The 14,962-nt window shown below is 66.0% G+C and carries 14 protein-coding genes; all 14 read right to left on the bottom strand.

Annotation, left to right across the window (positions count from 1 at the left end):
- Positions 1–9: 9 nt before the first annotated feature.
- The 14 genes from EII42_RS08560 to EII42_RS08495 all read right to left on the bottom strand — a co-directional run bounded on the left by EII42_RS08560 (position 10) and on the right by EII42_RS08495 (position 14,622).
- Positions 10–1,716, bottom strand: coding sequence for an FAD-binding oxidoreductase (locus EII42_RS08560; RefSeq protein WP_125171702.1), 1,707 nt, complete (start codon positions 1,714–1,716; stop codon positions 10–12).
- On the bottom strand, positions 1,713–2,516 hold the full coding sequence (locus EII42_RS08555; protein ID WP_125171701.1) for a 1-acyl-sn-glycerol-3-phosphate acyltransferase: 804 nt from the start codon (positions 2,514–2,516) through the stop codon (positions 1,713–1,715). The genes EII42_RS08560 and EII42_RS08555 overlap by 4 nt, the downstream gene beginning before the upstream one ends.
- Positions 2,517–2,521: 5 nt before the next feature.
- Positions 2,522–3,295: an SDR family oxidoreductase gene (locus EII42_RS08550; RefSeq protein WP_125171700.1), complete on the bottom strand. Its 774-nt coding sequence runs from the start codon at positions 3,293–3,295 to the stop codon at positions 2,522–2,524.
- Positions 3,296–3,428: 133 nt separating this feature from the next.
- Positions 3,429–3,638 carry a hypothetical protein gene (locus tag EII42_RS08545; RefSeq protein WP_125171699.1) on the bottom strand — a complete coding sequence of 70 codons (210 nt, stop codon included), beginning with the start codon at positions 3,636–3,638 and terminating at the stop codon, positions 3,429–3,431.
- Positions 3,639–3,914: 276 nt separating this feature from the next.
- The gene (locus EII42_RS08540; RefSeq protein ID WP_125171698.1) at positions 3,915–5,093 is read right to left on the bottom strand and encodes an acetate/propionate family kinase; all 1,179 of its coding nucleotides are present in this window, start codon (positions 5,091–5,093) and stop codon (positions 3,915–3,917) included.
- A gap of 20 nt (positions 5,094–5,113) precedes the next feature.
- A complete protein-coding gene (gene pta, locus EII42_RS08535) occupies positions 5,114–7,171 on the bottom strand; it encodes a phosphate acetyltransferase (protein ID WP_125171697.1) in 2,058 nt (685 codons plus the stop codon).
- Between the two features lie 48 nt (positions 7,172–7,219).
- Positions 7,220–7,603, bottom strand: a complete 384-nt coding sequence (mnhG, locus tag EII42_RS08530; protein WP_125171696.1) for a monovalent cation/H(+) antiporter subunit G — start codon at positions 7,601–7,603, stop codon at positions 7,220–7,222.
- Positions 7,600–7,905, bottom strand: coding sequence for a monovalent cation/H+ antiporter complex subunit F (locus tag EII42_RS08525; protein WP_125171695.1), 306 nt, complete (start codon positions 7,903–7,905; stop codon positions 7,600–7,602). Before EII42_RS08525 ends, mnhG begins: the two co-directional genes overlap by 4 nt.
- Positions 7,902–8,570 carry a Na+/H+ antiporter subunit E gene (locus tag EII42_RS08520; protein ID WP_125171694.1) on the bottom strand — a complete coding sequence of 223 codons (669 nt, stop codon included), beginning with the start codon at positions 8,568–8,570 and terminating at the stop codon, positions 7,902–7,904. The genes EII42_RS08525 and EII42_RS08520 overlap by 4 nt, the downstream gene beginning before the upstream one ends.
- The gene (locus EII42_RS08515) at positions 8,567–10,108 is read right to left on the bottom strand and encodes a Na+/H+ antiporter subunit D (protein ID WP_125171735.1); all 1,542 of its coding nucleotides are present in this window, start codon (positions 10,106–10,108) and stop codon (positions 8,567–8,569) included. Before EII42_RS08515 ends, EII42_RS08520 begins: the two co-directional genes overlap by 4 nt.
- Positions 10,105–10,533, bottom strand: a complete 429-nt coding sequence (locus tag EII42_RS08510; RefSeq protein ID WP_199729841.1) for a Na(+)/H(+) antiporter subunit C — start codon at positions 10,531–10,533, stop codon at positions 10,105–10,107. Before EII42_RS08510 ends, EII42_RS08515 begins: the two co-directional genes overlap by 4 nt.
- Positions 10,530–13,466: a Na+/H+ antiporter subunit A gene (locus EII42_RS08505; RefSeq protein ID WP_199729840.1), complete on the bottom strand. Its 2,937-nt coding sequence runs from the start codon at positions 13,464–13,466 to the stop codon at positions 10,530–10,532. Before EII42_RS08505 ends, EII42_RS08510 begins: the two co-directional genes overlap by 4 nt.
- 107 nt (positions 13,467–13,573) lie before the next feature.
- On the bottom strand, positions 13,574–14,251 hold the full coding sequence (locus EII42_RS08500; protein ID WP_125171693.1) for a DNA alkylation repair protein: 678 nt from the start codon (positions 14,249–14,251) through the stop codon (positions 13,574–13,576).
- Positions 14,248–14,622, bottom strand: a complete 375-nt coding sequence (locus EII42_RS08495; protein WP_125171692.1) for an MmcQ/YjbR family DNA-binding protein — start codon at positions 14,620–14,622, stop codon at positions 14,248–14,250. The genes EII42_RS08500 and EII42_RS08495 overlap by 4 nt, the downstream gene beginning before the upstream one ends.
- Between the last annotated feature and the right edge of the window lie 340 nt (positions 14,623–14,962).

Below are 14,962 nucleotides of genomic sequence, written 5' to 3'. Positions count from 1 at the left end.
AGCGGCCCCTCAGCCGACGGAGTTAGACGAGATGCCCGGGGCGCCGTCGTGGATGATCTTGCCCGGATTCAGATTGTTGCCCGGGTCGACTCCCTCGAACAGCTTGCGCTGGATGAACACCCCGGCGGGCGAGATGTCCTGCTCCAGCCACGGGCTGTGCTCCTCGCCCACCCCGTGGTGATGCGAGACGGTGCCATGGTGGTCCATGAAGGACTGCTGGATGGCGCGCTTGCAGGCGTCGTAGCTGGCCTCCGCGGTTTCCGTGCTGTCGTTCACGACGAAGGTGAAGTACTGACAAGCGCCCGCGTGGTAGGAGTGGCTCAAGTGGCAGAACACGGTACCCTGCTTACCGGTCGTGCTGAGCGCCTCGAAGAAGGCCTCGCGGGTGCGGTCGTAGATCTCCACCGCCTTCGACCACGGGGTGCTCGTCTCGGAGACGTCGCAGATCAGGCCACGGTCCAGCATGAAATCGCGGATGTAGGGGGTGTCGTACTTCTTCTGGTCGTACATGGCCCCAGGCCCCGAGCCCACCCCGAAACCGCCATGCTTGCGAACAATCTTGCCCACCAGACCCTTGGTGTAGCGAACATGGTTGGCGGAGCCCTCGAAACCGATGAAGCTCATCGCGATCTGCTCCAGATCCCACTTCTTGAACTCCATCATCTTCTTGATGGCGTTGCTGCCCAACTTCGAGGTGAGCGACGTCGACTCCTTGCCGTTAGCCATGATGTACTGCGTCTCGATCGCGTCGGACACCCGCGCCATCATCACCTCGGCGTCGGACTCCACGATCTCCTGGCAGGCCTTCAACCCCGCGTAGTAGTCCGGGAAGAAATACGCCTGGATTTCGCGCACCTCCGGGATGCGGTGCACCTGCATCCACGCTTCGGTGATGATACCCAGACGCCCCTCCGAGCCGATCACCATCTCCCTGACGCTCGGGCCGGACGACGTTGACGGCAGCGGGCGCAGGTCGAGAACCTGGCCGGGCATCACCATGCGCAGCCCGCGCGTCATGTCCGCGATGTCCCCGTACTTGTCGGACTGCATGCCCGACGATCGGGTGGCGATCCAGCCGCCCAGCGTCGACCACACGAACGAATCCGGGTGGTGGCCCATCGTCCAGCCCCGCGCCTGCAACTGCTCCTCCATATGCGGGCCGTAGACCCCGGCCTGGATTCGCGCGAGACCGGCGTCCTCGTCGATCTCCAACACCTGATCGAGGCGGCCCATGTTGACGCTCACCACCACCCGCGTCTCCCCAGGCACCGCTTCCAACGATCCGACGATGTTGGAGCCCCCGCCGAACGGGATCAGCACCCCGTTGGCGGCGACGACAGCAGCCATGAGGCGCACCACGTCCTCCTCGTCGCCCGGGTAGACCACGACGTCGGGTACGCGTCCCAGCTTCCCCGCGCGCACGCGCATCAGATCGCGCACCCCCTTGCCGTAGCAGTGCACGACGCGGGTCTCGTCGTCGGTCACGACGTAGCGCTCCCCCAGGATCGCCACCAGCTCATTGCGCAACTGAGCGCTGAGTTGGCTGGCGGGCACGTCGAGCGTGGCGAAGTCCCGCACCGGCTGAATGGGCGCATCGATGTCGAGGCCGACCATGCGTTTGACGAAAGGCCCAAACTTGGGGCGTCCCTCGGCGGAATAGCCGAGGCCTTCCTCACCCCATCCCCACCACTTCTGCTGCTTTACGCCTTCGATCATTGTTTCTCCTCGCGCTTCGCTCGGTGTTTGGCCTCGTCAGCCAGGGTTTCGGCCTCGGAACGCTGATGCGAGCTCAGCATCGCGTTGCGAGCGTATTCGGCCAGGGTCTTCCGGCCGTAGGCCATCGCCGCTGTGTCATGCAATTCTAGGAGTTGGCGACGCATCCTTTCGGAGAAGGTGTGCGCTATCTCACCCGAGCGCGGCTGCATAGGGCGCCCGAAGACGACGTGCACCTCAGGCCTCCCCTTGGGCAGGTTCTTCTGCGACGTCGGCCACGCCTCGTGCGCCCCAAGCAGAGCCACAGGGACGGCAGGGCAACCGTTGGAGATGCACAGCGCGGCCACCCCCGGCTTGAAGGGGCCCATGGCGCCTGTTCGGGAGCGGGTTCCCTCGGGGAATAGGAGCAGTGGCACCCCGTCGGACAGCAGCGCCGCGGACATGCCCCGCTTGCCCTTCCCGCCCTTGCCGCGGTCAACCGGGTAGCCGTTGAGGAACAGCGACATCGGGCCGGCCTTCCACCACTTGTCGTAGAAGTAGTCGCCGGCCGCCCCAACCGCCACGTTCTTCCCCAGCTTGGAGGGCAGGGACGTCAGGATGAGCGGTGCGTCGAAGTGCGACGAGTGGTTGCCGAAAACAATGAACGGCATCTGCAGGCCGTCGAGGTTGGACAGGCCGTGGATCCGGACGCGCAGGATGCGCTGCAAAGCAGGCTTTAGCAGCAGCATCTGGGCGGCCTGCCGAGAGGCTGCGCCGGTCTTCAGCGAGTACCGCTTGCGCGGGAGATCCAGATCCTTGGCCATCTTCCCTACTTCTTTCGGGACGCGACGAGGCGCCGCGAGAACCAGCGGAGAAAAGACTTCGGCCCGAGCTTCGCCACCTGCATGGCGATCTTCCAGCGCAGGCTCGGGATGCTGACCGGCTTGCCCTTCTCCGCGTCGCGCAGGCCTTGACGGACCAGCGTGTTGATGTCGATCCAGACGACGTTCGGGAGGCTGTGCGCCTTAATGCCGGCGCGGGAATGGAACTCCGTCTTCACCCAGCCGGGGCAGAGCGCGGTGACGGTGACGCCCGTGCCGTGGAGCTCGCAGCCCAGGGACTCGGAATAGTTGTAGCACCACGCCTTCACGGCGGAGTAGTTGCCGGTGAAGATGGCGCTGGCCGAGGAGGCGACGTTGATGATCCGGCCTGAGCCCCGGGCGCGCATCGCGCGGCCCGCGGCGCTGCCCAGGATCAGCACGGCCAGGCACATCACGTCGAGGGCGCGCGCGTGCTCGTCGACGTGCGCGGGGTTGAGCACCGTCGAGTGGAGGCCGAAGCCGGCGTTATTGATGAACATGTCGAGCGGGCGCGCAGGATCCTCAATCAACTCAGCGACGCGCTCCACGTCGGCCCGGATTGCGAGATCGGCGGAGTAGGTCTCGACGTCGACACCAAAAGTTCGCGACAGCTCGGCCGCGATCTTGGCCAGCCGCTCCTCATCGCGGGCGACAAGAACGAGGTCGGTTCCTCGGGCCGCCAACTCCCGCGCGAACGCATAGCCGATGCCAGAAGTGCCGCCGGTGATCATCGCTTTTGCCATACGGAACACGCTACCGTGTCGCGCAATAAATGGCGCTCTCCCGCGCTCCAAGAACTCACTCGGATGATTGTCTGTGGTCCCGGTCTCGGGCACCTACCGCAGCCGACGTTCGGCTGCGGAACAACGAGACCGTTCACGCGACGGTGCGCGTGCAGCGCGGAACAGCCCACGTGCGACCCGACCCGGCATGACCGACCCCGGCGGACATGCCTGCGGACGCCGAGTAACTCGGGTCGCTGATGAACATGCCCTGGAGGGTTTCCGGGAGGCGCCAATCGGTGTCGTCGGCACCGGCATACAGTGCGGCCAAGACCTCGGCCGGACGTCCCCCCGGTCCACGCATTCCAGCTCCGCCACTCCTCCAGCGTGCTGGGCGTGGGGGGAAGAGTGAGTTGCGCTCAGCGGTCAGGTACGTAACCAGCCCCCGACGAGAATCGATGCCAGCACCGCCAGAAACGTGCCAGCAAAGACCAGCGACCTCAACGGGAGCCGGGCCACGTGCGCTGCTCTCCCGCCGCCGATCTGACGAGCCAGCGACACCTCCGAGCCAGTCCCTCAGCAATACCACCTGCTCCTGGTCAAGGGGCGCGAACCGGCCGCGCCCCTTCGAAGGATCAAATCAGCCGACGAGATCGGCCACCTGCTGAGCCATCGCCAACTCCTCGTTGGTGGGCAGCACAATAACCTTCACCGTGGAGTCCTCCGTCGAGATCACGTTCGGCTCCGGCGAGCGCAGCTGGTTGGCCGCCTCATCCATGCGGAACCCGATGCCCGTCAGTCGGCGCAACACCTCGGCGCGGAAGTCCGACGAGTTCTCACCCACGCCCGCCGTGAACACCAGCGCATCCGCACCGCCTAGCAGCGCCAGATAGGCCCCGATGTACTTCACCACGCGACGGCAGTAGATGTGGAACGCGAGCGTCGCCCGCTCGTCGCCCGCCTCGACCGCCGCCGACACGTCGCGCATGTCGGTCATGCCGCACAGCCCCATCATCCCCGAAGCCTTGTTGAGGATGGCGTCCACCTCATCCGGGGAGTAGCCCTGATGGCAGAGGAAGGTGAAGATGCCCGGATCGATATCGCCCGAGCGGGTGCCCATCACTAGGCCCTCAAGCGGGGTCAGCCCCATCGACGTGTCGATCGGGCGGCCGCCGTCGATGGCCGAGATCGACGCACCGTTGCCGATGTGTGCGGTGATGATCTTGAGCTCCTCAACCGGCTTGCCCAGGAACTCGGCCGCCTTCCGCGCCACGTACTGGTGCGAGGTCCCGTGGAAGCCGTAGCGGCGAATCCCGAACTTGCGCGCCACCTCCTGATCCAGCGCGTACGTGTAGGCCTCGGCGGGCAGCGTGGCGAAGAAAGCCGTGTCGAAGATGCCGACGTGGGGCACGTCCGGCAGCACCTTCTTGGCCCCCTCGACGCCCGCGATCCCCGGAGGATTGTGCAGCGGGGCCAGCGGAATCAGCCCCCGCATCCGCTCGATCACCTCGTCCGTGATCACCACCGGCTCAACGAACTCCTCACCGCCGTGCACGGTGCGGTGGCCGACCGCGGAAACGTCCGCCAGGCTCGGCCCATGCTGCTCGAAGAGCCGAACGACGGCGGCCACGCCTACCGTGTGATCCGGCAAGGGCAGCTCCTCGTGGAACGTCTCGCCGCCGACCTTGTGATCGATCGTCGAGACATCCTGGCCGATGCGCTGCACGATGCCGACCGCCTCAGGGGTGCCCACAGCTGGGTCGATCAACTGGTACTTGATGGAGGACGACCCGCAGTTCAGCAGGAGGATGGAAGCCATTGGCTCAACTTGCCTTTCGATCAGAGATTCTGGGACTGGATGGCGGTCAACGAGATCGTGGACACGATGTCGTCCACGAGAGCCCCACGGGACAGGTCGTTCACGGCCTTGTTGAGACCCTGAAGCAGAGGCCCGACGGCGACGGCGCCCGAATGCCGCTGAACCGCCTTGTAGGTGTTGTTTCCGGTGTTCAGATCCGGGAAGACGAACACCGTCGCCCGGCCGGCCACCTCGCTGCCGGGCATCTTCTTCGCCGCCACCACGTGATCGACGGCGGCGTCGAACTGCATCGGGCCATCCACCTTGACGTGCGGGGCGCGCTCGCGCACCAGCTCGGTCGCCTCCCGCACCTTGTCCACGTCGGTGCCGGAGCCGGAGGTGCCCGTCGAGTACGACAGCATCGCAACTCGCGGCTCAATGCCGAAGGTGGCCGCCGTCTGCGCCGAGCTGATCGCGATGTCCGCGAGTTGGTCCGGCGTCGGATCCGGGTTCACCGCGCAGTCCGCGTAAACCAGGACCCGATCCGACATGCACATCAAGAAAGCACCGGAGACGACGCTCACGCCCGGGCGGGTCTTGATGAACTCCAACGAAGGCCGGATGGTGTTCGCAGTGGTGTTCACGGCACCGGAAACCATGCCGTCGGCCATGCCCATGTGCACCATCATCGTGCCGAAGTAGCTGAGATCCGCGAGCTTCTCCCGCGCGGTCTCGATGGAAACACCCTTGTGGGCGCGCAGCCTGGCGTATTCCGTCGCGAACTTCTCCAACAGTTCGGGATCCTGCGGGTTCACCACCTCGGCGGCGGACAGGTTCAAGCCCAACGCGGACGCCCGCCGGGTGATCTGGCCAGCATCGCCCAACAGGATGATCTCCGCGACGCCGCGCGCCAGCACGATAGCCGCGGCCTCCAGGATCCGGTCGTCGGTGGACTCCGGCAACACGATCCGTCGACGATGTGCGCGCGCCATCTGCGTCAGCTGATGCTCGAACATCGTCGGGGTGCGCAACTCGGTGCGCGGCAGGTCGATCGCGGCCAGCAGCTGCTCCCGATCGACGTAGGAGGCGAACAGGTTGCGGGCCGTCTCGATCTTGCGCGACGACGACGTGGAGAAGCTGTGCACCTCCTTCAACTTCGCCGCGGTGGAGAAGGTGTCCTTGCTTGTGATGGCGATCGGCAGGTCGATGTTGGCGCTGGCGAACAGCTTGTGAATCGACTGGGGGATCTCGAAACCGCCGGTCAGGATCAGCGACGACAGCGGCCCGTACTCGGGGGAGCGGTGCGCCATGATGAGCCCCGGCACCAGCTCCAGCCGGTCGGCGGGCAGAATCACGGTGGCTTCGCGCTGCAGGTGCGGCAACAGGTTCGGCAGCGTCATTGCGCCGACGATGGTGTCGAGGGCTTCCCCGCTCAGCAGGGACTCGTTTCCGCGCCAGAACTTCGCTTCGGCCGCCGCGAACTGCTGCGCCACCGTCGGCGCATTCAGCATGGCGCTGTAGGGCACCACAGCCACCGGCACGTCACGGATGGCGCGCAGCCGCTCGGCCACCTCCTCACGACCGGCGGGATCGGCGTTCGTGCCGATGATCGAGATCACGGTGTTGTGGCGGCTCTCGAACGCCTCGACGGCGGCCTCCGTCGCGCGCGCCACCTCGTCGGGGCTGAGACCCGCGGCCTTCGTCACCAGGATCACCGGCGCGTTCAGGTTGGCCGCGAAAGTGGCGTTGTGGCCCAACTCCTGGGCCGACTCAACATCCGTGTAATCGGAGCCGACGATGACCATCGCATCGTTCCTGGCAGACAGCTCGGCGTACTTCGCCACCAGGGTATCGATGGCGGCCGCCGGGTCTTGTGCATACTGCTCGTAGGTGACGCCCAACGCGGACTCCAGGGACTGCTTGCCGTTTCCGTGGCTGAGAAGGGCCTCCGCGACAACGTCGTGCTCCAGCGAGTGGACGAGCGGCCGGAACACGCCGACATTCTTCACTTTGCTAGCGAAGAGCTCGAGCACCCCGAGTGCGATTGCAGACTTGCTGACCTGCCGTTCGGCAGCCGAAATGTAAACGCTCTTGGTCACGCCAACACCCTACCGGATGTGATCTTGGCGAGAGCCCGAGGACCGCTCTCAAACAGCGGGGGAACCCGGAGACGCATCCTTGGTGCGGCCGCCGCGCGCCTCACATAGGTCACTGGCGAGGTCATCCATGCCAAGTGATCGTGCCCGAATAATGCCGGAGCGGTACGCGGTGCGCGCCACCATCGAGGCGGAGACCGGCGCGGTGAGCAACTGAAAGAAGATGGCGAGCACCGCGACGCTCACCGCCCACCAGGTGCGCACGCCCAGAGCAATCCCGAGCGCGATCAAGATCATGCCCAGCACCTGCGGCTTGGTGATGGCATGCAGCTTCGCCAGCACGTCCGGGAAACGAAGCAGCGAAACCGCGGCGCCGAAACAGAGCAAAGCCCCTGAGGCGACCAGCAAAGCCGCCACCAGATCGAGATAGCTCATCTCTTCTCCTTCGGTTCCGCAGGTTTGCGGTAGACGACTCGTTCGCCCACCATCCGACCGATCGCGACCGCGCTCGTGAAGCCCAACATCGACAGCGCCAGCACCGCCACCACCTCCGTGTCTTGCTGCCTCGCCACCGCCCAGACACCGACCGCGCCGATCAGAACAGCCACCAGCAGGTCGGCCCCAATACTGCGATCCAACTGGCTGGGACCGATCGCCATCTGCCACAGCGCGATCAGTCCCGACGCGGCCAGCAGCACCGCCGCGAGGCCCAAAACAATCGAAACAGCCAGAGTCATCGTCGATCCCCCTCGACAGAGTCGGCGTGTCGCCCGTGGTCGCCCGCCAACGCCTCCATTGCCTCCGCATCCCAGTCGGTGGCCACATGCTGACGAGGCCGGGCGAGTGAATCCTCGAAGGAAGCAACCTGCTGCTTCGAGCCGAAAGCCCGCAGCAGGCGACGCTCCACTGCATCAACCATCCGCTGTACGTCCTCCGGGGACTGGCGGTCCATCCCCACCACGTGCAGATAGATCCGACGAGGGTGCCGGACGATCTCGACCACCACCGTCCCCGGCACTAGCGACACCAGGGCGGCCACCCCCACCTGGTACAGGTCGTCGTCGGAATCCAGCTCCACGCGCACGATCCCAGGATGCAAATCAACCTTCCGGGCAAAGGCGTAGCGCACCATTCGGGCTGAAGAGACGACCAGATCTGTCAACAGTCCGACCATCAGCAGAACGATCCCGACCGGGCGAGGCCGGCCTCCCCAGTGCATCGGCGGAAGCGGGAACAACACCCCGATCATCCAACCCAGCAGCGCCCCGGACAGCAGAATGAACGGGCTCAGGCTGGTCCACAGCAACGCCCACAGCGCCGCGCTTAGCGTCAGCACCGTCGGGCGGATGCGGAACCTGCTGGCCGTGTATCGGGCGGCCACCCGCTGCCGTCGTGAAATCATCTGACCCCCCCGGGGAAAACGGCACGCACATAGTTCTCGGAGCGAACCGAATCTGCCGCGCGCTCGGAGTAGCTGTACAGCGGACCAGCGAACACCGTCAGCGCCAGACTGAACGCGATCAGTGCGCTCGTCGCGAAAGCCATCAGCGGCGGCATCACTCGCTGGTCGTCGTCTCCGGCATCACCGTCGTAGTCATCATCCAGCCGGGCCTGGATGGTGGACGGAGCAACACCCCAGAAGGCTCGGTTCCACACCTTGGCCATCGCCATCAGCGTCAGCAGCGATGTGGCCAGGCCGCCCGCCATCACCACCCAAACCAGCCAGCCGCCGTGCTGCGCGCCCGCGTCGAGTAGGCCGATCTTGCCGAGGAACCCGGAAAGCGGCGGGATACCGCCCAAGTTCATCGCGGGCACGAAGAACAACACAGCCAGGAGGGGCGCTACCTTCAGCAGCCCGCCCAAACCGTCCAGCTTCGACGTGCCACCGTGGCGCTCGATCAGCCCGGTGACCAGGAACAGCGCGGCCTGGATCGTGATGTGATGCGCGGTGTAATAGATGGTGGCGGACAGGCCGGCGTGGCTGGCCAGCGAGATCCCAAAGACCATGTATCCCAGGTGCGAAACCAGCGTGAACGACAGCATGCGCTTGATCTCCACCTGGGCCAGAGCGCCCAGGATGCCCAGCACCATCGTGCACAGCGCCGCCACCATCAGCAGATCCGACAGTGGAGATTTTGGGAAAAGAAGCGTCTGGGTACGGATGATGGCGTAGATACCCACCTTCGTGAGCAGCCCGGCGAACACTGCCGTCACTGGGGCAGGGGCCGTGGGATAGGAGTCCGGCAGCCAGCTAAACAGTGGGAATACGGCGGCCTTGATGCCGAAGGTCACCAGCAGCATCGCCTGCAGCAGCAGCTGCACTGGCTCGGAAAGCTCCGCCAGTCGGATCGACAGATGGGCTAGGTTGATCGTGCCGGTGGCGGCGTAGACTGCGGCGATCGACAGCAGGAAAAGCGTCGAGCTGAGCAGCGAGACGACGACGTACGTCGTGCCCGCCCGGATACGTTCCCGGGTGCCGCCCAGCGTCAGCAGCACGTAGGACGCGAACAGGAATATCTCGAACCCAACGAACATGTTGAACAGGTCACCGGCCAGGAACGCATTCGAGATGCCCGCCATCAGCAGCAGGAAGGTGGGGTGGAAGATCGACACCGGCGTCTCCCGCTTGATCTCGCCCGTGTCCTGGCCCGTCGAATAGATCAACACCGCCAACGCGACCACACTCGCCACGAGCAGCATCAGCGCGCTCAGCCGATCCGCCACCAGCGAGATGCCCAACGGCACCGGCCAGTCGCCGATCCACAGCGCCATCGCGCCCGACCGGTCGGTGTGCCACATGAACAGGCCTGCGATCACCAGGACCGCGCTGAGGCTCAGAATCGAGACCACCCGCTGGACTTTCGGGCGCCGTGGGAAGAGCAGGGTGATCGCGGCGCCGAAGAAAGTCAGCATCACCGGGGCGGGAATCAGGTTGATCATTCGCTCACCACATCCTCTCCGGTGTCGGTGAACCGGGACTCCTCGTAGGAGCCCGACTGCTCGTCGGCTGCCGCCAGCTCGCGAATCCGGGCGTCCTCGACGTCGTCGGCCACCTCGTCGTGCCCACTGAGCTGGAAGCTGCGATAGGCGAGCGCGAGTAGGAAGGCCGTGACCGCCATCGTGATGACGATTGCGGTCAGCACCATCGCCTGCGGCAGCGGGTCGGCCACCTCGTCGGCACCGAATAGATCCGACAGGGGTGGTTTCGCCGGCGAGCCGGAGGCCACCAGGAATACCATGTTCACGCCGTTCGACGTGATGATGATGCCCAGCAGGATCCGGGTCAGCGACCGCTCCAACAGCAGATAGACGCCGGCGGCGATCAATATTCCGGCGGTGATGGCCAGCGTGAGGTTGGCTGTCATCGTCGTTCACCTCCGGGCAGCGCCTTCGTCGAGTCTGCGAGCGGCGTCGGCGCAACGTCTTGCAGCTGGTGCACGTCGATGCCGGAACCCAGGCTGCGTGCCAGATCCAGGATCGTGCCCACTACGACCAGGTAGACGCCGATGTCGAACACCGTCGACGTCACCAGGTGCAGCTTCCCGAGGAAGAAGTACTCGGTACCGAACACGGTCAGGGTGTCCGGGCCCGGCAGGTCGAGGTAGTAGTCGTAGCTTTGGAAGATCGCGCCGCCGAAGAACACGGGGGCGATGCCCGTCAGGATCGCCAGCAGCAGGCCGGAGCCCAGCAGCCGACCGGCGTCGAATGGTGCTGCCTCGTCGAGTTCGTGTCGGCCGGCTGCCAGGTAACGGATCATCAGCGCCATGCCCGCCACCAGCCCACCGGCGAAGCCGCCGCCGGGCGAGTTGTGGCCCGCGAACAACAGGTAGAGGCTGAAAATGATCAGCATCCAGAACAGCACCCGGGTGACTACCTCAAACATCAACGAGCGTGCGTAGGGGCTCATCGTCTGCCCCGCGCGCAGCCACACGGCAGGCGAGGTATCGGCCTCTCGGACGCGGTTGTGGGCAGCCAGCGCTTCCTCGGTGCGCGTAACCCGGCCCGCGCGGGTCTGCAGGAAGATGAGGCTGGCCACCCCCGTCGCCGCGATCACCAGAACCGTGATCTCCCCGAACGTGTCCCACGCGCGAGTGTCCACCAAAGCCACGTTCACGATGTTGTGGCCGAAGCCGAAACTGTAGGTCGCCTCATGCCAGGCCTTGGAGATCGGCTCATGGAAACGTGAACCCGCCGCCACCAGCGCAATCAGGGTGGCGGTGGCGCCCACCGCGGTGGCCAACAGCACCCGCCACCAGCGCGACGAGTGCAGCGGCCGGTTGGTGAAGTACCGGGGCAGCTTGCGCACCACGAGCACGAAGACCACCAGCGACACCGTCTCCACCAGCAGTTGGGTGAGCGCTAGATCCGGCGCCCCCCACATCGCGAACAACACCACCAGGCCGTAGCCCGTTGCACCCGTGAGCAGCACCCCCCGCACCCGGCCGCGGGACTTGGCGGCCAGCAGGCCGGCGGCAGCGATCAGCACGCACACCACCAGCTGCGCCACCGAGTCGAACGCGCTCACGCGTGGCCAGAACCTGATGTCCAGCAGCGCATATAGGGCCAACACGCAGAAGGTGACGAGGATCGTGCCCAGGTAGATCGGCAGGGAGCCGCGCTGCACCCGCGCCGTCGTCTCCACAGCCAGCCGATCCAGGCCCCGGATCGAGCGATGGAATTGCTCCTCCATCGACGTGGTGACCGGGAACGTCGCCTGCACGCGAGCAATATCGTCGCGGAACACGAACAGTGCCACGCCGCAGCCGAGTGCGACGGCCGACATCGCCAACGGAGCCGTGAACCCATGCCACAAGCCGAAGCCGTGCGAGGGCTGCCCGAAGCTCATCGTCTCCGAATACGGCAGCAGCACCGCAGACAGCTGCTTCCCGACGAAACCACCCGCCAGCGACGCCAGCCCCAGCGCCACTGGGATGGCCGACATCCCGGCGGCGGGAGGGTGCCAGCTGGGCTCCGGAACGCCCCGCTTCGACGCGAACGCGCCCCACCACCAGCGCAGTGAATAAGCGACGGTGATCGCGGAGCCAAACACCAGGGCCGCCGCGAGCAGTGCGCCGGCGAGGGGGGTGACGCGATACTGGTCCCCGCTGATCAGGTAGACAATCGACTCGAACGCGGCCTCTTTCGTCACGAAGCCGATGAGCGGCGGAATGCCGGCCATCGACAGCGCTGCCAGGCCACCCACCACCGCCAGCACCGGGTGGCGACGGCCGATCCCGGTGAGCTTGGTCAGATCCCGGGTGCCCGCCGAATGGTCGATGATGCCCACCACCATGAACAGTGTCGATTTGAACAGTGCGTGCGAGATCACCATGCCCAGCCCAGCCAGCGCGCCGGCCTTCGTGCCCATGCCCACCAGCAGCACCATGAAACCCAGCTGCGAGACAGTGCCGTAGGCGAGCAGCAACTTCAGATCGGTTTGGCGCAGTGCCCGCCAGCCGCCGACGATCATCGTCGCCGAACCCAGGATCAGCACCGCGGGCAGCCAGTACGGCACGAATGCGAAGGCGGGCGCCAGCACGGCGACGAGGTACACGCCCGCCTTCACCATCGCGGCCGCGTGCAGGTAGGCGGAGATGGGCGTCGGGGCGGCCATCGCGCCCGGCAGCCAGAACTGGAACGGGATCAGCGCGGACTTACTCAACGCGCCCACGAGCATCATCAGCGCGCCTAGCCCGGCCAGCGTCGACGATGGCGGGTGCGCAACGATCTCGCTCAGCGAGTAGGTGCCCGCCTGGTAGCCCAGGGCGACGATGCCCAGCAGCATCGTCAGCCCGCCGGCCGTCGTGACGATCAGGGCGGTGCTGGCGGCGCCGCGGTTGGCGCGTCGGGTGGGGTCGTGTGCGATCAGCAGGTAGGAGAAGATCGTCGTCAGCTCCCAGAAGACGAACAGCACCACCAGATCGTCGGCGGTGACCAGGCCGATCATCGCGCCCGCGAAGGCGGCGAGGACGCCGCCGGAGAGGGTGGGCATTCGGTCGTCGAAGTACCAGCGGCAGTACAGCAGTACCAGGACCCCGATGATCGAGACGATCAGGCCCAGCACCCACTGCACCAGCCCCAGCTGCAGAGTGATGGACACATTCAGGCTGGGAATCCACTCCGTTTCCTCCCGCAACACGCGGCCCGCCAAGATCTCCGACGTCCGGCTCAACAGGAAAGCGGCGGTGGTGGCGGGGGGCAGCGCCAGGACGAAGAAGGCCCGGGTGCGCAGGGCTTTGGCGACGACGGGGGTGCAGGCAGCCAAGATTGCGTGGGCGGCGATCAAGGCAAGCAGCACGCAGCGTTCCTTCACTACTCGATGGGCGGGGAATAACCAACCCTATCTGCCCGGCCAAGGCACGGGAAGGGGCGGGTCACAGCTCGGGCGCGACGGTGGGGCGGCCCTCACAGGTATTTGGCGGCCTCGCGTCGGCTCAGCGCGCTGAGCTTGCGCTCATGTTCGGTGAGGAAGGCGCGCACCCAATCGGCGTCGCAGCGGGCGTACTGCCTGAGGGCCCAACCGATCGCCTTCCGGATGAAGAACTGGTCCCCGTGCAGGGAGCCGAGGAGGTTCTTGGCGATCACCCGGCCGAGCAGGTTGACGTCCGTGTCTGCCCCGCGTTGCAGCTGGCTCAAAATTGCCACCCTGCGCAGCCACATGTCCTCCCCTTCCGCCCAGGCCTCGATGACGGGGACGGTACGCTGTGCGTCGGCCGTGAGGATGGTCTCCAGCACGTGAGCCGTCTCGTCGACGAGGTCCCACCAGGCACCCGTCACCACCAGGTGGCGAACCAGCGGCAGCGCCGATGCGTCGAGGAACGGCCGGGCGGCAGGCGCGCGCAGGACCGCGAGCGCAGCGTAGCGTTCCTCCCGGTAGCGGGCGTTGTCCCACAGGTTCAGGGTGAAGGTAGACAGCTCTTCCAGGCTTGTGAACCGCATTTTGCGCACGACGCCCCGGGTGATTTTGCGCACCTGCGGCACGCCGACTCCGCGAAACGGCATCGCGGACTTCATGTAGGCCTGTTGACTGGCCGCCCGCTCTGGGTCGCCGGCGGCGGCGAGCAGTCGTCGGATTTCGCTCATCGGGCGTCCAGCTCCGCCACGAGCCGCTTGGGCGCGGTTTCGCGGAAGGATTCCTCCACCAGCTCGGCCAGCTCTGCCCAGTCGCTGTCCGCGTCCACGACGACTCCCACCCAGCCGTGCGGGCCGATGTACATCGGGATGTGGGCGCGCCCCGACTGGAGCAGGGCCAGCCGTTCCGCGTCGGGCAGGAGGACGCTCAGGGTGGGGCGACGCAGCACATGGCCGTCGAGCTTGTAGGGCATGCCCCAGTAGGCGAAGACCTTCTTTGTGAAGAAGGCGGGAATGCTGACGACCCGCTTCTCCCGCGCGCCGGGCAGAGCCAGCGCCAGTTCGCGTAGGCGGGCCAGGCCGGGGTCATCGTCGCTGTCCATGAACCCATTATCGCGTGCGGGATGCCTGGCTGGGGCCGTTGGGGGGAACTTTGGCGTGTGGGCCGGCGGGGCGGCGGCAAGAGGCGACTTGGGAGCGGCTGGTTGCCGGTCGGCGGTGGCCGATTGCTGGTGGGCTGGCCCGACGGCCGATGCCAGCTCAGGCATTTCTGAGTATTGATACTCAGAAATGCCTAGGTACTGGGGCTGAATAGCCTAAGTATTCGTACTCATCTTCGGCCGTAGGGCGGTGTTATCCGCCCGGAGAAGTGGCAGCGGGGCGCGAGATGCGCGTAGGTTCTGCTTAGAAATTCTCAGCAACCTCTAAGGTGTACTCGAACGG

The sequence above is a fragment of the Tessaracoccus sp. OH4464_COT-324 genome, assembly GCF_003932855.1.
Taxonomy (GTDB): Bacteria; Actinomycetota; Actinomycetes; order Propionibacteriales; family Propionibacteriaceae; genus Arachnia.
This window is presented reverse-complemented; position numbering and strand designations above follow the sequence as displayed.